This window comes from Propioniciclava sp. (assembly GCF_029977985.1).
In the GTDB taxonomy this organism is placed as follows: domain Bacteria; phylum Actinomycetota; class Actinomycetes; order Propionibacteriales; family Propionibacteriaceae; genus Propioniciclava.
Map to the genome: position 1 here is coordinate 68,084 of NZ_JARKOT010000092.1, position 15,423 is coordinate 83,506.

At 69.9% G+C, this 15,423-nt stretch carries 16 protein-coding genes; 2 read left to right on the top strand and 14 right to left on the bottom strand.

Annotated features, from left to right (window positions below; translation table 11 throughout):
• Positions 1 to 6: 6 nt before the first annotated feature.
• The 6 genes from Q1K57_RS05810 to Q1K57_RS05835 form a co-directional block, all read right to left on the bottom strand.
• On the bottom strand, positions 7 to 1,128 hold the full coding sequence (locus Q1K57_RS05810) for a sodium ion-translocating decarboxylase subunit beta (protein WP_300079939.1): 1,122 nt from the start codon (positions 1,126 to 1,128) through the stop codon (positions 7 to 9).
• Positions 1,128 to 1,670 carry a biotin/lipoyl-containing protein gene (locus Q1K57_RS05815; RefSeq protein WP_300079940.1) on the bottom strand — a complete coding sequence of 181 codons (543 nt, stop codon included), beginning with the start codon at positions 1,668 to 1,670 and terminating at the stop codon, positions 1,128 to 1,130. Before Q1K57_RS05815 ends, Q1K57_RS05810 begins: the two co-directional genes overlap by 1 nt.
• Before the next feature lie 4 nt (positions 1,671 to 1,674).
• A complete protein-coding gene (locus Q1K57_RS05820; protein WP_300079942.1) occupies positions 1,675 to 2,055 on the bottom strand; it encodes an OadG family protein in 381 nt (126 codons plus the stop codon).
• A 9-nt stretch (positions 2,056 to 2,064) separates the two neighbouring features.
• Positions 2,065 to 3,609, bottom strand: a complete 1,545-nt coding sequence (locus Q1K57_RS05825) for an acyl-CoA carboxylase subunit beta (RefSeq protein ID WP_300079944.1) — start codon at positions 3,607 to 3,609, stop codon at positions 2,065 to 2,067.
• Positions 3,610 to 3,861: 252 nt separating this feature from the next.
• Positions 3,862 to 4,815, bottom strand: coding sequence for a hypothetical protein (locus tag Q1K57_RS05830; RefSeq protein WP_300079945.1), 954 nt, complete (start codon positions 4,813 to 4,815; stop codon positions 3,862 to 3,864).
• Between the two features lie 237 nt (positions 4,816 to 5,052).
• A complete protein-coding gene (locus tag Q1K57_RS05835) occupies positions 5,053 to 5,547 on the bottom strand; it encodes a DUF456 domain-containing protein (protein WP_300079947.1) in 495 nt (164 codons plus the stop codon).
• Positions 5,548 to 5,612: 65 nt separating this feature from the next.
• Between Q1K57_RS05835 and Q1K57_RS05840 the strand changes: the two genes are divergently transcribed.
• Complete coding sequence (locus Q1K57_RS05840) at positions 5,613 to 6,443, top strand: Cof-type HAD-IIB family hydrolase (protein WP_300079948.1); 831 nt, start codon at positions 5,613 to 5,615, stop codon at positions 6,441 to 6,443.
• A 4-nt stretch (positions 6,444 to 6,447) separates the two neighbouring features.
• On the opposite strand, the gene Q1K57_RS05845 is transcribed toward Q1K57_RS05840, so the two are convergent.
• Both Q1K57_RS05845 and Q1K57_RS05850 read right to left on the bottom strand, forming a co-directional pair.
• Positions 6,448 to 7,977 carry a serine protease gene (locus tag Q1K57_RS05845; RefSeq protein WP_300079950.1) on the bottom strand — a complete coding sequence of 510 codons (1,530 nt, stop codon included), beginning with the start codon at positions 7,975 to 7,977 and terminating at the stop codon, positions 6,448 to 6,450.
• Positions 7,978 to 8,039: 62 nt separating this feature from the next.
• Complete coding sequence (locus Q1K57_RS05850) at positions 8,040 to 9,641, bottom strand: ABC-F family ATP-binding cassette domain-containing protein (RefSeq protein WP_300079991.1); 1,602 nt, start codon at positions 9,639 to 9,641, stop codon at positions 8,040 to 8,042.
• A gap of 62 nt (positions 9,642 to 9,703) precedes the next feature.
• Here Q1K57_RS05850 and Q1K57_RS05855 point away from each other — a divergent pair, with 62 nt between their 5' ends.
• Complete coding sequence (locus Q1K57_RS05855; protein WP_300079951.1) at positions 9,704 to 10,894, top strand: AI-2E family transporter; 1,191 nt, start codon at positions 9,704 to 9,706, stop codon at positions 10,892 to 10,894.
• Between the two features lie 139 nt (positions 10,895 to 11,033).
• On the opposite strand, the gene Q1K57_RS05860 is transcribed toward Q1K57_RS05855, so the two are convergent.
• Genes Q1K57_RS05860 through sufD form a run of 6 tightly spaced genes read right to left on the bottom strand, consistent with a single transcriptional unit; the run spans position 11,034 to position 15,407 of the window.
• Positions 11,034 to 11,435: a metal-sulfur cluster assembly factor gene (locus Q1K57_RS05860; protein ID WP_300079952.1), complete on the bottom strand. Its 402-nt coding sequence runs from the start codon at positions 11,433 to 11,435 to the stop codon at positions 11,034 to 11,036.
• On the bottom strand, positions 11,432 to 11,884 hold the full coding sequence (sufU, locus tag Q1K57_RS05865) for a Fe-S cluster assembly sulfur transfer protein SufU (protein WP_300079953.1): 453 nt from the start codon (positions 11,882 to 11,884) through the stop codon (positions 11,432 to 11,434). Before sufU ends, Q1K57_RS05860 begins: the two co-directional genes overlap by 4 nt.
• The gene (locus Q1K57_RS05870) at positions 11,881 to 13,146 is read right to left on the bottom strand and encodes a SufS family cysteine desulfurase (protein WP_300079954.1); all 1,266 of its coding nucleotides are present in this window, start codon (positions 13,144 to 13,146) and stop codon (positions 11,881 to 11,883) included. The genes sufU and Q1K57_RS05870 overlap by 4 nt, the downstream gene beginning before the upstream one ends.
• Positions 13,139 to 13,903 carry a Fe-S cluster assembly ATPase SufC gene (gene sufC, locus Q1K57_RS05875; RefSeq protein ID WP_300079955.1) on the bottom strand — a complete coding sequence of 255 codons (765 nt, stop codon included), beginning with the start codon at positions 13,901 to 13,903 and terminating at the stop codon, positions 13,139 to 13,141. Before sufC ends, Q1K57_RS05870 begins: the two co-directional genes overlap by 8 nt.
• Before the next feature lie 14 nt (positions 13,904 to 13,917).
• Entirely contained in the window at positions 13,918 to 14,238 is a 321-nt protein-coding gene (locus Q1K57_RS05880; RefSeq protein ID WP_300079956.1) for a non-heme iron oxygenase ferredoxin subunit, read from the bottom strand.
• Positions 14,235 to 15,407: a Fe-S cluster assembly protein SufD gene (gene sufD, locus Q1K57_RS05885; RefSeq protein WP_300079958.1), complete on the bottom strand. Its 1,173-nt coding sequence runs from the start codon at positions 15,405 to 15,407 to the stop codon at positions 14,235 to 14,237. Before sufD ends, Q1K57_RS05880 begins: the two co-directional genes overlap by 4 nt.
• Positions 15,408 to 15,423: the final 16 nt, after the last annotated feature.

The window sequence follows — 15,423 nt, forward strand, 5'->3', positions numbered from 1 at the left end:
AGAGGATCAGGCGGTGCCCATCAACGCCAACAGGACGCCACCGGCGACGACGGAGGCCACTTGGCCCGCGGCGTTGGCGCCCATGGCGTGCATCAGCAGGAAGTTGTCGAAGCTCTCTCGTTGCGCTTCGCGCTGGACGACCCGCGCGGCCATGGGGAATGCGGAGATGCCCGCCGCCCCGATGAGGGGGTTGAACTTGCCGCCCGAGACCACGTTCATCACCTTGCCGAACAGGACTCCCATGACGGTGTCCAGGCAGAAGGCGATCAGGCCGAGCACGAGGATCATCAGCGTCGCCACGTTGAGGAAGCGTTCGCCGATCATGGTCGAGCCGATGGCGAGGCCGAGGAAAAGGGTCACCACGTTCGCCAGTTCGTTCGAGGACGCCCCGACGAGCCGCTCCACCACCTTCGATTCCCGCATCAGGTTGCCCAGCATCAGCATGCCGATCAGCGGCGTCGCAAAGGGCACCAGGGTGCCCACGACGATGGTGACGATGATGGGGAACAGGATCCGTGTCCGTTGGCTGATCTCCCGGCTCGTGTACGGCATGCGGATGGCGCGCTCCTTGGGCGTCGTCAGCGCTCGCATGATCGGCGGCATGATGATGGGCACGAGGCTCATGTACGAGTAGGCGGCGACCGTAATCGGCGGCACCAGGTCGGGGGCGAGTTTGTTGGAGACGTAGATCGACGTGGGCCCGTCGATGGCTCCGATGATGCCGATGGACGCCGCCTCGTTCTGACTGAAGCCGAGCAGCAGAGCGAGGAGCAGGGTCAGGAAGATGCCGAACTGCCCCGCCGCGCCGAGGAGCACCATCTTGGGGTTCTCGAGCAGCGGCCCGAAGTCGGTCATGGCTCCGATACCGACGAAGATGAGCAGGGGGAACAGCTCGTTCGCCACGCCCATCTCGTACAGCACGGTCAGCGCACCCTCCTCACCCACCATCGGCGAGAGGGGCAGGTTGGCGAGGATCGCCCCGGCGCCGATCGGCAGGAGCAGCAGCGGCTCGTACTCCTTCTTCACGGCCAGCCAGACGAGCAGCAGCCCGACCGCGATCATGGTCAGGCTCTGCCACGTGACGTTCAGGATCCCCTGCAGGAGGTAGTGGAGGGTGTCCGGGTTCATCAGGACTCGAACCTCACCAGCGTCTCGCCGAACTTCACCTGCTGGCCGGCAGCCACGTAGATCTCGGCGACGACGCCGTCGCGCGGCGCTTTGAGCTCGTTCTTCATCTTCATCGCTTCGAGCACCATGAGGGCGTCGCCGCGTTGCACGCGCGTGCCTGGTGTCACATCGACGCTCAGGATCACGCCGGGCATGGGGGCGGTGAGCATGTCCCGGCTGCCGGACGCCGCCCCGCCGCCACCGCCTCCCCCGGCCGGCGCGGACGCAGCGGCCGACGGGCTGGGGGCGCCTGACCCGGCGGGTGCAGCCGCTGCGTGAGGTGCCGAGCGGGGGGACGCCGCCGGTGCCGGCCGGGGCTCCGGGGCGGGCGACGGGCGGGGCGTCAGGGCGGGCGTGACGGCGGAGTGGGCGAGGTCGCGGTGGTCTTCGAGGGTGACGTCGACGAGGCGTCCGTCGATCTGGACGCGGAAACTGTTGGCGCCGATGGCCTCGACGTCGAGCACCTTGGTGGTGTCGTTGACGGAAATCGTGTAGCGGCGCATCGGCCTACCTCCGGACGAACGGTTGCTGGGACTGGGCACGCCCGACGGCGAGCCACCGGCTCGCGAACAGTTGGCTGCCCGGGGCGTGGGCGCGGGTCTCGGGGGCGGCGAGGCGACGCCGGTTCTCCGCGTGCGTGATGACGGCGACGGTGATCGCCGCCACTTGGTTCTCGTCGAGGCCGTCGGCGACGATGCGGACGCGGGGGGCGGCGTCCGGAGCGGACCGCTCCTCGACGGGCGGCACCTCCGTCGCGGCGGGGGTCTCGCGGGGCTGGCGGTCGAGGCGTCCGATGAGCATGAGCAGACCCATGAGGGCGGCGAGCAGGGCGAACACGACGCCCATGCCGACGAGCATCATCATGAGGCCCCAGCCGAGGTTCTCCATGGCGTGCTCCTAGACGGGGAAGAGGCCGTGCTTCTTGGGGATGGTGTGGGTGACCTTGGTGCGCAGCACCTCGAACGCCCGGATGAGACGCGCACGGGTCTCGCGCGGCTCGATGACCTCGTCGATCTGGCCGACGTCGGCGGCCTGGTAGGGGTTGAAGAACTTCTCCTTGTACTCGGCGATGAAGCGGGCCTGTTCGGCGGCCGGGTCCTCGGCGGCCTCGATGGCGCGCCGGTGCAGCAGCCGCGCGGCTCCCTCAGCGCCCATGACGGCGATCTGGGCGCTGGGCCAGGCGAAGGCGACGTCGTTGTTCATCTGCTTGCTCGACAGGGCCACGTACGACCCGCCCATCGCCTTGCGCGTGACGAGGGAGATCTTGGGGACGGTCGCCTGACAGTAGGCGTAGATGATCTTGGCTCCGTGCCGGATGACGCCGTTGTGCTCCTGTTCGACGCCGGGCAGGTAACCGGGGCAGTCGACGAAGGTGACGAGCGGGATGTTGAACGCGTCGCACAAGGTGATGTGGCGGGCGATCTTGTCGGAGGCGTTGATGTCGAGGCATCCGGACATGACGAGCGGCTGGTTCGCGATGAACCCGACGCTCTGCCCGTCGAGTCGGGCGAAGCCCACGAGCGCGTTGCCGGCCCACTGGGCGTGCAGTTCGAACACGGAGTCGTGGTCGAACACCCGGCTGAGCACCTCGCGCATGTCGTAGGCGATCCCGTCGTCGGCGGGGACGAGCGTGTTGAGGGCCTCGTCCATGCGGTCGGGCGGATCGTAGGGTTCGAGAGCGGGCGGGTCCTCGGTGTTGTTCTGCGGCAGATAGCTGAGCAGCGACTTGGTGAGCCCCAGGGCCTGTTGCTCGTTGTCGGCGACGAGCTGGGCGACGCCGGAGGTCGCGTTGTGCACCCAGGCGCCGCCGAGATCCTCGGCGCTCACCTCCTCGCCGGTGACGGTCTTGATGATGTCGGGGCCGGTGAGAAACATGTTGGAGGTCTCGTTGACCATGATCGTCACGTCGGTGAGCGCCGGGCTGTAGACGGCGCCGCCCGCGCAGGGGCCCATGATGAGCGAGATCTGCGGGATCACCCCGGACGCCTTCACGTTCCGCACGAACACCTCGCCGTACGCGGCCAGAGAGCGGACGCCCTCCTGCACCCGCGCGCCGCCGGAGTCGTTGAGCCCGATGAGCGGGATGCCGGCCTCGATGGCGAGGTCCTGGATGCGGGAGATCTTGTTCGACTGCACCTCCGAGAACGACCCGCCGAGCACGGTGAAGTCCTGTGCGTAGACGGCCACGCGGCGACCCTGGATCTTCCCGAAGCCGGTGATGATGCCGTCCCCCGGGAATCGTTGGGCGTCCAGGCCGAACGCCGTGTTGTGATGCGTGGCGAGCGCGCCGAGTTCCTGGAAGGACGCCTCGTCGAGCAGGATCGACAGCCGCTCCCGCGCCGTCAGCTTGCCGCGGGCGTGCTGGGCGTCGATCCGCGCCTGCCCGCCCCCGAGCAGGGCCTGTTCGCGCTTGCTGCGCAGAATGGAGAGTTGGTCCGCCATTGGTCCTCACCTCACGGCGCCGCGGTCGTCGCGGCGCGATGACGCGCACCGTAGCACGCCCTCCGGACACTCCCCACCAGCGCCTGTCCCGCACACCCCTCGGACGCCGCAGGCGCCCCTCGTTGCCCCTCGGCCGCGCCGGGGCCGGCCCGCCTGGTTCCCGGACAAGCCGGGCCCGTCCCGCGCCCCCTGAGATGCACCGGGGCGGCACGTGTGCAACCCCGTGCTGCGCAAGGCGTGCGAGGGCACCGGTTAGGCAGCACGGACGCGCACACGGTCGCCCGCACCGGAACCGCGCCCGTCCACGATCGCGACGAGGCCCTCGAGGTAGGCGTCCAGCCGGTCCCGGATCGTCTCGGGGGTCACCGGAACCACCACGAGGCCGTGGTAGGTGTACTCGTTGTCCCGTTCCACCGTCGCGGCCCACTGGTCGTTCCCCTCGAGGTCCACGCCGTCGTGGTAGGCGCGCGAGTGCACCTGGACGACCACGCCGGCGTCCGGGAAGAACCCGTCGGGCACGCCGATGAACTCCCCCGCGAGGGTCTCGAGCCGCGGGTTGGCCAGCATGGGCGGGAGGTCGGCGCAGCGCTCGACGGCGTCCTGCAGCACCGCCTCGGGCACGGACCACGCCCCCGCCCGGTGGGCCAGCACCCCGTCGCGGACCCCGGCGACCCCCGCGTTCCACCCGCCCTCGAGTTCGGTGGCGAGCCGGTCGTCGGTGCTCAGGCGCCGCTGGAGCACGGCGAGTGTGAGGCCCTTCAGCTCGGCCCGCGTGAACTCGGCGAAGCGTCCGGCGTCCACGAGAGCCCGCTCGAGCGACGCCACCCGGACGCCGCCGCGCACCATCGTCGCCGGCATCGACCGCGTGCGGACCGTGACGTACCCGCGAGCGCTGCGCCGTGAGCGGTGGCTGGCCGGCACGAGGAAGCGGGTGGCGACGGGAGCCCGCGGCAGCTCCACCCCGTGCAGGGCGAGCGCGCGGGCGCCGGTGAGGGCGGCCCGGGGACCGGCCCACAGGAGCCCCGCCATGAGCAGCACGTCCGCCGACCACGGCCCCTTCGTGGGTGCGTAGACCCCCCGGACGACGCGGCGCCCGGTGGCAGCCAAGTGGGTCAGGGCGTCCGGGGTAGTGCCGGCTTGCTTGAGTTGGAGGGCAGTGGCGAGGCCGCACTGGCCCCCGACCTCCGGGAATCTGCAGGTGCTCACACCCTCACATTCGCCCTCGAGCCACCGAATCCGTCACGGATCGAGAAGATGTGGACAACGCGTCTCGTTGTCCACACCGCCGGGGACGAGCGTGTGCGGCTCCGTGCTGCGCAAGGCGTGCCAGGGCACTGGTTTGGTAGCGAGGGCCCGCACACGCCTCCGCGTCGCCCTCGCCCAGCGCGCACACGCCCCGATACTTTGGTGGTGACCCCCCCGGAGGCCCGGCAGCCGGCGGGCTCAAGCGAAGAAGTGCACCAGGATCCCGATGAGCAGCACGACCGCCGCACTCAGCGCGCAGCCGAGCTCCACCAGCATCCCCAGGCCTACGGACTTCAGGGCCGCCCAGCTCGTCGACACGGCCTCGCGCCAGCGCCGGACCCGGAGCCACTCCATGCCCAGCAGGCCGACGACGAACCCGATCGGCAGCCCCACGAACGGGATCACGAACAGCCCGATCACCCCGCACGCGAGGCCGACGAGCACCGACCGGTTGGGGATCTGCCGCTCGCGGAGGCGGCGTCCGGTGATGAGGTACTGCGCGGAAGCCCCCGCGGCCAGCAACACGGCCCCGACGCCGAAGACGATCCACCCCCACGGTGCGGGCGAGAAGCAGGCCCACACGAGCAGGCCGGCGAGCACGGTGATCGTCCCGGGCCACACGGGCACGACGATCCCGCACACCCCGACCACGGTCAGGGCGACGGCGATCAGCGCTGCAGCTTCCACGGGCACGGCGCCAGCGTAGGCCAAACCCGGCGCCCCTTCTTCTTAAACGACTCAGCTGCCACACTGGTGCCATGCGCAAAGCGGTGTTCCTCGATGTCGACGGCACGTACATGGTGGGCAACGAGGTGCCACCGAGCGCTGCGGACGCCGTGCGCGCAGCCCGCGCGAACGGTCACCAGGTGTTCCTCTGCACCGGAAGGTCGCTCTCGGAGATCTACGCCCACATCACCGAGGCCGGGTTCGACGGGGTCATCTCGGCGGGCGGCGCGGTGATCGACCACGACGGACGCCGCCTCGAGTCCCACGCCTACCCGCCTGAACTCCTCGACCGCGCCCTGGCCTGGCTGGACGCCCACGGCATCGACCACATCCTGGAGACCGACGCCGCCATGCTCGGCAGCGCCGGCACGCGAGCCCACTTGGCGCGGATCGTCCACCCCGACCTGGACGCCGCCGACCTGGACGCACTCGTCGCGACCGACACCGACTTCATCAAGCCCATCGTCACGCTCGCCGGGCACGACCTCGACGGGGTGGTCCACAAGATCCTACTGCTGGGCTCCGACGTGCCCCTCGATGAGGTGCGCGCCGAGTTCGGCGCCGAACTCGACGTGATCGGCGACACGATCCCCCGCTTCGGCGCGAACATGGGGGAACTCGCGCTGCCGGGCGTCCACAAGGCGACCGCGATCGAGCGGCTGCTCGCCGAGGTCGGCATCGACCGCGCCGACACCATCGCGTTCGGCGACGGCACCAACGACCTCGAGATGCTCGACTACGTCGCCGTCGGCGTCGCCATGGGCGACAGCCCGGCCGTTGTCAGGGACGCCGCCGATCTGGTGGTGCCGGCGGCGTCCGACGAAGGTCTGGCCATCGGCTTCCGCCGGCTCGGCCTGACGTGAGTCCCTACCCGGTCAGCGCGATCACGGCCGCTGGGGCCACGGTGGCCGTCTGGGTTGCGAGGGTTTCCTCGTCGCAGTTGCGGGCCAGCACGTCGTAGTCGCCTGCCGGCAGCGACAGCGTGGTGCTGTCGCCCGCCCACAGGATCTGGTCCTCGCCCAGCCGGTCCGACTCCCACGACGAGGCGAACCCCGGCGAGATGTACAGGTAGCAGACGTCGCCGGCGAGATCGTTGCGCACGGTGATGTCGACGATCTCGTGGCCGTCGCCCACCCACACGCTGCGGCTGACGAGGGGTTCGTCACCGCCGAAGTAGAGGCTGAGTTCCCAGCCTCCGTCGGCCAGGGGCGCCTGGTCTGCGATTCCGGTGCACAGCCAGGTGTCGCCGTCGGGCGTCCACGTCCAGGTGCTCTGCAGCATGCTGGCCGTCTCGTCGACCTCGCCGTCGCGCGTCCACACGGCGTCCCACGTCTCCACGCCGCCCATGCCGGTGTAGGAGAAGAAGGCGCAGATGCGGTCGACGCCGGACGGGAAGGACGCCGCCTCACCGATCGGCTGGTCCTCGGCGTCGGCGCTCTCGGCGAAGCTCATGGCGGTGATGGTCGGCTCCGACGTGGTGGGCGTGCCCGGGTCGGTGGTTGTCGGCGCCAACTCGGACGGCGGGATCGCGGCGGCACCCTTGGCGTCCTCGATGAGCGGCAACACGAGGTTGACCGGCCGGATCGAGTTGATGAACCCGCCGATGGGCACGCACGTGTCCGACTCGTCGACGGTGCCGTCGCCGTTGGTGTCGGTGACGCGGCGGCAGTCGACGGTCGAACTGGCGTCGGACGCCCCCGCGCGCGTCGGGACGCCGACCATGCGGCCGGCGTCGTCGGTGGCGAGGCCGCCGGAGTTGCCGCCAGCCAGCGAGGCGTCCGTCTTGATCCAGGCGGTGCCGTCGATGCCCGCCTCGGTGGTGAACCCGGAGACCTCGCCCTGGGTGGACGTGATCGTCTGGCCGCCTATGCCCGGGTAGCCGAAGACGTGGAGGGTGTCGCTGATGCCGATGGCGTCGGAATCGCCGAGCGCGATGAAGGGGAAGGGCCCGGACGCCGTCCCTCCGTTCACCGTCCCGGAGATCCGGAGGACGGCGAGGTCAAGGGACGCGTCGTAAGCGTGCACGTCGGCGGTGTAGTCGAGGCTCGGCACGTCCCGCACCGAGTCGGCCAGGCCGATGAGGAGGTGGTCGTAGGCGCAGGGGCCGGCGGGTTCGACGACGTGGAAGTTGGTCACGATCGTTCCGGCGGAGTCCACGAGAGTGCCCGAACCACTGCACAGGGTTTCACCGGCGGCGTCCACGGCGGCGACGAGGACGACGGCCGAGGCCACGGCGTCCCAGTCGGCAGGACCCGCAGGGCCCGGGGTGGCGACGGTGGCGTCGGGCGTGGGGCTGACGGAGGTGAAGTTGAGCCGGACGCAACCCACGAGGAGGACGCCGGCCAACAGTAGAACCAAGATCTTGGCGAGGACCTTGGGGGTCGGCTCTCGTGTCATGCGCCAATCCTGCCGTATCGCGCACCAGAAGTCCGCAGGTCGAGCTCGTCGAGACGCCGGCCTCAGGCCAGAGAGATCAGCTCGGCGTACTCGGGGCTCCAGAGATCCTCGTCACCGTCGGGCAGCAACAGGACGCGGTCGGGTTGGAGTGCAGCGACGGCGCCCTCGTCGTGGGTCACCAACACGACCGCCCCAGCGTAGGTCCGGATGGCCTCCAGCACCTCGCGTCGGGAGGCGGGGTCGAGGTTGTTGGTGGGCTCGTCGAGCAGCAGCACGTTGGCGGCGCTGACGACGAGCATGGCGAGCGCGAGGCGGGTCTTCTCTCCGCCGGAGAGGACGCGGGCGGGCTTGTCCACGTCGTCGCCGGAGAAGAGGAACGACCCGAGGATCTTGCGCACCTCGGTGTCGCCGAGGTCGGGGGACGCAGTGACCATGTTCTCCAGCACGGATCGGTTGACGTCGATGGTCTCGTGTTCCTGGGCGTAGTAGCCGAGCTTGAGTCCGTGGCCGGGGTGGACCTCGCCGGTGTCGGGTTCCTCGATGCCGGCCAGCAGGCGCAGCAGGGTGGTCTTGCCGGCGCCGTTCAGGCCGAGGACGACGACGTTGGCGCCGCGGTCGATGGCGAGATCGACGCCGGTGAACACCTCGAGCGATCCGTAGCTCTTGGAGAGATCGGACGCCTCGAGCGGCACCTTGCCGCAGGGTGCGGGTTCGGGGAACCGGATCCTCGCCACCTTGTCCTGGACGCGTTCGCCCTCGGTGGCGGCGAGGAGCCGTTCGGCGCGGCGGGCCATGTTCTGGGCGGCCACGGCCTTGGTGGCCTTGGCGCCCATCTTCTCGGCCTGTTCGAGCAGTCGGGCGGCCTTGCGTTCGGCGTTGGCGCGTTCGCGGCGGCGGCGCTTCTCGTCGACCTCGCGCTGGAGCAGGTACTTCTTCCAGCCGAGGGCGTACTGGTCCAGTTCGGCGCGGTTGGCGTCGAGGTGGAAGACCTTGTTCACCACGGCGTCCAGCAGCCCGGTGTCGTGGCTGATGACGAGGACGCCGCCGGGGTAGGTGGCGAGGTGGGTGCGGAGCCAGACGATCGAGTCGGCGTCGAGGTGGTTGGTGGGCTCGTCGAGGAGGAGCACGTCGGCTCCCGAGAAGAGGATGCGGGCGAGCTCGACGCGGCGCCGCTGCCCGCCCGAGAGCGTCCGCAGCTCCTGGGTGAGGACCCGTTCCGGCAGGCCGAGGTTGGCGGCGATGCGGGCGGCCTCGGACTCGGCGGCGTAGCCACCCGCCGAGGCGAGCTCCGCCTCGGCGCGGGCGTACTTGGCCATGGACGCCTCGCGAGCCTCTTCGTCGTCTGCCGACGCCATGGCGAGCGAGTGGGCATCCAGCCGCCGAAGGATGCCGTCGAGGCCGCGGGCGGACAGGATGCGGTCGCGGGCGAGGACGCCGAGGTCTCCGGTGCGCGGATCCTGCGGTAGGTAGCCGACCGGCCCGGTGCGCTTGACGGTGCCGCCGGACGCCTGGCCCTCGCCGGCGAGGATGCGGGTCAGGGTGGTCTTGCCGGCGCCGTTGCGGCCGACGAGACCGACGCGGTCGCCGGCGGCGATCTGAAACGACGAGGGCTCCAGCAGGGTGCGTGCGCCCACGGAGACGGCGAGTTCACGGGCGACGATCACGAGGATCCAGCTTACCGGGACGGCCACGGCGGATTGTCCGCCGGGTTGGTTAGGGTTGCCGCATGGCGGAACGCGCAGCGATCAGACCCCCCTCGGCCCTCGTGGTGGTGGGGACCCTGGCGGGCCTGGTCGTGCTGCTGTTCGGCATGCGCGAGTTCAACGAGATCCTGGCTCCGTTCTTCCTGACGATCAGCCTCTTCATCGCCGCGTATCCGATCCAGCCGCGGCTGGAGAAGGCGGGGGTGCCGCGGGTGGTGGCGTCGACCATGCTCGGTTTGCTGGTGTTCGCGATCCTGGGCGCGTTCTTCTACATGCTCACGTGGGCGATCACGTCGCTGATCTCCGAGTTGCCCAAGTACCAGGGCCAGTTCTGGACCCAATACCGCGCCACCATCGACTGGCTGGCCGGCTGGGGGTTGTCGGAGGCGGAGTTGAGTCGACAACTCCAGCAGATCAACCCGGTGAATTTCGCGGGACTGTTGCAGAGCCTGCTGCGCGAGGTGACGTCGGCGGTGACGCTGCTCGTCGTGCTGGTGACGATGATCTTCATGATGACGATCGATTCGGGCACGTTCGCGCACCGCAACCGGGTGCTGAACCGCTTCCAGCCGCGGGTGTGGCTGTCGGTGGTGGACTACACGATCGGCGTTCGGCGCTACTGGGTCGTCACGAGCCTGTTCGGACTGATCGTGGCGATCATCGATGTGATCGCGCTCATGTGGTTGGGGGTGCCGTTGGCGCTGGTCTGGGGCATCCTCAGCTTCCTGACGAACTACATCCCGAACATCGGGTTCGTCATCGGTCTGGTGCCCCCGGCGGTCATGGCGCTGCTGGCGAACGATCCGCTGACGGCGCTGCTGGTGGTCATCATCTACAGTGTGGCGAATTTCGTGATCCAGTCGATCATCCAGCCCAAGTTCAACGGGGACGCCGTGGGCGTCACCGCCACGGTGGCCCTGCTGTCCCTGCTGCTGTGGAGTTCCGTCCTGGGCGCCCTGGGCGCCCTGCTGGCCTTGCCCATGACCCTGCTCGCGAAAGCGCTCTTCGTCGACCACGACCCGAACCTGCGCTGGCTGAACGCGTTCATCTCCAACGAGCCGGACACGGCCAATCCGGCGGTCCTCGCGGCGGTCACCGCACCCGCGACGGTGCTTGCGGAGGACAAAGCGGACGCCGTCTCCTCCGTCGCCGAGGACGACTGTCCGCCCCCGGACGACGGGGACGTGGTGGCCGAGGGCGTCGCCAAGCACTGAACCGCACAGAACGCGTGGCTCGCCGGGCGGCGCATGCGTTCGGCGGAGTCACGGGAAGTCGACGCGTTTCAGCGTGACAGTGCGGAACACACGCCGACGGCTCCGCCGGAACGGCCAAACGTCCGGCGCGAGGCCCACCTCAGAGGTTGTAGCCCACCGCCCGGAGTTGTTCGCGGCCGTCGTCGGTGATGTTGTCCAGCGTCCACGGCGGCAGCCAGACCCAGTTGATCGTCACGGAGTTCACGAGCGGCCCGAGGGCGACCTGGGTGTCGTACTCCAGCCGGTCCGTCAGCGGGCACGTCGGGGAGGTGAGCGTCATGTCGACCGTGCAGTTCAGCTCGTCGTCCAGGTGGATGCCGTACACCAGACCGAGGTCGACCACGTTCACCATCAGCTCCGGGTCGACCACGTCGCGCATGGCCTCCTCGAGGTCCTCGATGCTCGGCCGGTCACCCTCTGGCTCCGCAGGCGCCGCGGTGGCGCCGGCGGCGTCCGGGAACGTGTCCCTGACGAGGTCGGACGGGCGGGGTTCGTCGGTCATGATTCCTCCTTGGGAAGCGACAGGGCCCGGGCGGTGGCGTCCTTCCACGCCGACCAGCCGAGCAGCGCGCACTTCACACGCGCAGGGAACTGGGCGACACCGGCGAAGGCGATGCCGTCCTCGAGCACGTCCTCGTCGGGCTCGACCCTGCCCTGGCCGTGCATCATCTCGGAGAACACCGCGGCGACCGCCAGCGCCTCGTCGACCGTGCGGCCGATCACGAGGTCGGTCATCACCGACGTGGACGCCTGCGAGATCGAGCAGCCGATGGCGTCGTAGCTCACATCGGCCACCCGATCGCCGTCGAGGTGGACGCGCAACATCACCTCGTCACCGCAACTCGGGTTGACGTGGGTCACCTCGGCCTCGTACGGGTCGCGCAGGCCGCTGTGGCGCTTCTCCCGGTAGTGGTCGAGGATGATCTCCTGGTACATCGATTCGACGTTCACCGCCCACCTCCGGAGAAGAAGTCCCGCGTGTAGTCCAGCGCGTCGGCCAGCCTGTCGATCTCGCCGGGCGTCGTGTAGAGGTAGCCGGACGCCCGCGTCGAGGCCACGATGCCGAGCCGCCGATGCAGCGGCCGCGCGCAGTGGTGCCCGCCCCGCACCGCGATGCCGCGGGAGTCGAGGAACTGCATCAGGTCGTGCGGGTGCACGTCGACGCCGTCGGCGGTGGTGAGCGTGAAGGACACCGCTCCCCCGCGGTCGACCGGTTCCGTCGGCCCCAGGAGGCGCAGCCCCTCCACCCCGGCGAGCCGCTCCAGCGCGTACGCCGTGATCGCGGACTCGTGCGCGCCGACGCGCTCCATCCCCACCCCGGCCAGGTAGTCGACCGCCGCGCCCAAACCGACGGCCTGGATGATCGGCGGCGTCCCCGCCTCGAACCGGGCCGGCGGCGGCGCGAACGTCGAGCGCTCCATCGTGACCACCTCGATCATCTCGCCGCCGCCAAGGAACGGCGGCAACTGCTGGAGCAGGTCGTAGCGCCCCCACAGGACGCCGATGCCGGTCGGCCCCAGCATCTTGTGGCCCGTGAAGGCCACCAGGTCGGCTCCGGACGCCCTCACGTGGGCCCCCAGCTGGGGGACGGCCTGGGCGGCGTCCAGCACCACCGTGGCGCCCACGGCATGGGCGAGCGCAGCGATCTCCGCCACGGGGTTCACCGTGCCCAGCACGTTGGAGACCCACGCCACCGAGACGATCCGCGTCCGTTCGTTGAGCAACCCGTCGGCCTCGGCTTTGGCGAGGTCGAGGCGTCCGTCGTCGGTGATGTCGAACCAGCGCAACGTGGCGCCCGTCCGTTCGCAGAGCAACTGCCACGGCACGATGTTGGAGTGGTGCTCCAGCACCGAGATGACGACTTCGTCGCCCGGGCCGAGCCGCAGGTGCTGGCCGAGCGTGTGCGCGGCCAGGTTGAGCGCCTCGGAGGCGTTCTTCGTGAAGACGATCTCCTCCGGCCGGCCGCCGACGAACGCGGCGACCTTCGCCCGGCCCCCCTCGAAGGCCGCCGTCGCCTCCGCACCCAGCGTGTGCATCGCCCGCGCCACGTTGGCGTTGTGGAACGCGGTGAACTCGGCCATCGCGTCGATCACCGTGGCCGGCTTCTGCGACGTGTTGGCCGAGTCGAGGTACGCCAGCTCCGCCCCGTTCACCACCCGGCCGAGCGCCGGGAAATCGGGGCGGACGGCGTCCGCGAGGGAGAAATCAGGCATGCGCCCGGGCCTGGGCGATGTAGGCGTCGTAGCCGGTCTCCTCGAGCTTCTCGGCCAACTCGGGGCCGCCCTCGGTGATGACGCGGCCGTCGACGTACACGTGCACGAAGTCGGGCTTGATGTACTGCAGGATCCGCGTGTAGTGCGTGATCAGCAGCACACCGCGATCGCCCTGGCTCGTGTAGCGGTTGACGCCGTCGGCGACCACGCGCAGCGCGTCGATGTCGAGGCCCGAATCGGTCTCGTCGAGGATCGCGTACTTCGGGTTGAGCAGCTGCAACTGCACGATCTCGGCCCGCTTCTTCTCCCCACCCGAGAAGCCTTCGTTGAGCGAGCGGCCCGAGAACGAGTCGTCGAGGCCGAGATCGGCCATCGCCTTGTTGACGTCCTTGACCCACGTGCGCACCTTCGGGGCCTCGCCGTCGAGAGCGGTCTTCGCCGTGCGCAGGAAGTTCGACACGGAGACGCCCGGCACCTCCACCGGGTACTGCATGGCGAGGAAGAGGCCCGCGCGGGCCCGCTCGTGAACGGCCAGCTCGGTCAGCTCGGTGCCGTCCAGCGTGACGGAGCCCGAGGTGATCTTGTACTTCGGGTGGCCGGCGAGGCTGTAGGCGAGCGTCGACTTGCCCGACCCGTTCGGGCCCATGATGGCGTGCACCTCACCTGGGTTGATGGTGAGGTTGACGCCCTTCAGGATCTCCTTGGGGCCGTCCTCGGTGAGGACGTCGACGTGCAGGTCGTTGATGACGAGGGACACTTCTGCTCCTGTTTTCAGTGGATCGGGTGATCGAGGTCGACGAGCACGTCGTCGCCCTCGATCGAGACGGGGTACACGGGGACGGGCTGCGTCGCCGGCAGGTCGAGCGCCTCGCCGGTGCGCAGGTCGAAGCGGCTGCCGTGGGCGAAGCACTCCAGCGTGCAGTCCTCCACCACGCCATGGCTGAGCATGACCCTCTGGTGGCTGCACTCGTCGCGGATCGCGAAGACCTCGCCGTCGGTGCGCACGAGCGCGACGAGTTCGTCGCCCACCTGGACGCTCAGTGGCTGGTCGGGCTCCAGGTCGGACGCCGCGGCCGCGCGTTGCCAGCTCATCGGGCCCCGCCCGTCGAGCCGGTCGAGACCACCGTCAGCTCGCGCTCCACCTCGGCGACCAGGCGCTCCTCGACGTCGGGCACGCCGATGCGGCGGATGATGTCGACGAAGAACCCCATCACGACCAGGCGGCGCGCTTCGACGGGATCGATGCCGCGGCTGGTCAGGTAGAACAGGTGCTCGTCGTCGAACCGGCCGGTCGTGGAACTGTGCCCCGCGCCGAGGATCTCGCCGGTCTCGATCTCGAGGTTCGGCACGGAGTCGGCGCGCGCCCCCTCGGTGAGGACGAGGTTGCGGTTCGTCTCGTACGTCTCGATGCCCTCGGCGACCTTGCGGATGAGCACGTCGCCCACCCACACCGAGTGCGCGTGGTCGCCCTGGAGGGCGCCCCGGTAGTCGACGTGGCTCTTGCCGGCGGGTGCGTTGTGGTCGACGAACAGGCGGTGCTCGATGTGCTGGCCGGCGTCGGCGAAGTACACGCCGTACAGTTCGGCCTCGCCACCGGTCTCCGCGTAGCTCACGTTGGTGTGCAGCCGCACGACCGACCCGCCGAAGCTCACGTTGACGTGCCGGAACGTCGCGTCCTTGCCGACCCGCGCCTCGTGGAGGCCCGCGTGCAGGGCGTCGTCGGCCCAGTCCTGGATGGACACGAAGGTGAGCCGGGCCCCCTCCTGCACGTCGATCTCGACGTTCTCCAACTGCTGCGCCGAACCGCCGTGGTCCACGATGATCGTCGCCGAGCTGTTCGGCTCGGCCACGATGACGTGGACCGCGTGACTGCGGGCGGCGGCGTCCGACCCCTCGACACGGAGCCGGATCGGCTCGGCGAGCTCGCGCCCCGCGGGGATGCGCAAGTACAGGGCCCGCTCGCACCCGGCGTCCGCTAGGGCAGCCGGCCGGTCGCCCGGGACGAGCACGTCGCCGCGCGGGCTCTGCCGCGGGGCGAGGTTCTCGCGCGCGATGCCGTCGGGTGCCTCCAGCGTGAACTCGACACCGCCGGCGTCCGGCTGCTCGTCGAGCAGCGGCCGGATGCGGTGCAGAGGCGTGAACCGCCACACCTCTTCGCGGCCGGTGGGCACCGGATGGTCGGCCAGGTCGAAGCTGGGCTTCGGGTGCAGGTGGGACTCGACCGTCTCGAGGGCAGCCGAAACGTTGGGAACGTCAGTCACGGTCACAGGTTGTCCT

Coding starts and splice junctions, on each gene's coding strand:
- Q1K57_RS05820 (WP_300079942.1), bottom strand. CDS start 2,055: ATGGAGAACCTCGGCTGGGGCCTCATGATGATGCTCGTCGGCATGGGC.
- Q1K57_RS05825 (WP_300079944.1), bottom strand. CDS start 3,609: ATGGCGGACCAACTCTCCATTCTGCGCAGCAAGCGCGAACAGGCCCTG.
- Q1K57_RS05840 (WP_300079948.1), top strand. CDS start 5,613: ATGCGCAAAGCGGTGTTCCTCGATGTCGACGGCACGTACATGGTGGGC.
- Q1K57_RS05815 (WP_300079940.1), bottom strand. CDS start 1,670: ATGCGCCGCTACACGATTTCCGTCAACGACACCACCAAGGTGCTCGAC.
- Q1K57_RS05880 (WP_300079956.1), bottom strand. CDS start 14,238: ATGAGCTGGCAACGCGCGGCCGCGGCGTCCGACCTGGAGCCCGACCAG.
- Q1K57_RS05860 (WP_300079952.1), bottom strand. CDS start 11,435: ATGACCGACGAACCCCGCCCGTCCGACCTCGTCAGGGACACGTTCCCG.
- Q1K57_RS05810 (WP_300079939.1), bottom strand. CDS start 1,128: ATGAACCCGGACACCCTCCACTACCTCCTGCAGGGGATCCTGAACGTC.
- Q1K57_RS05855 (WP_300079951.1), top strand. CDS start 9,704: ATGGCGGAACGCGCAGCGATCAGACCCCCCTCGGCCCTCGTGGTGGTG.
- Q1K57_RS05870 (WP_300079954.1), bottom strand. CDS start 13,146: ATGCCTGATTTCTCCCTCGCGGACGCCGTCCGCCCCGATTTCCCGGCG.
- Q1K57_RS05845 (WP_300079950.1), bottom strand. CDS start 7,977: ATGACACGAGAGCCGACCCCCAAGGTCCTCGCCAAGATCTTGGTTCTA.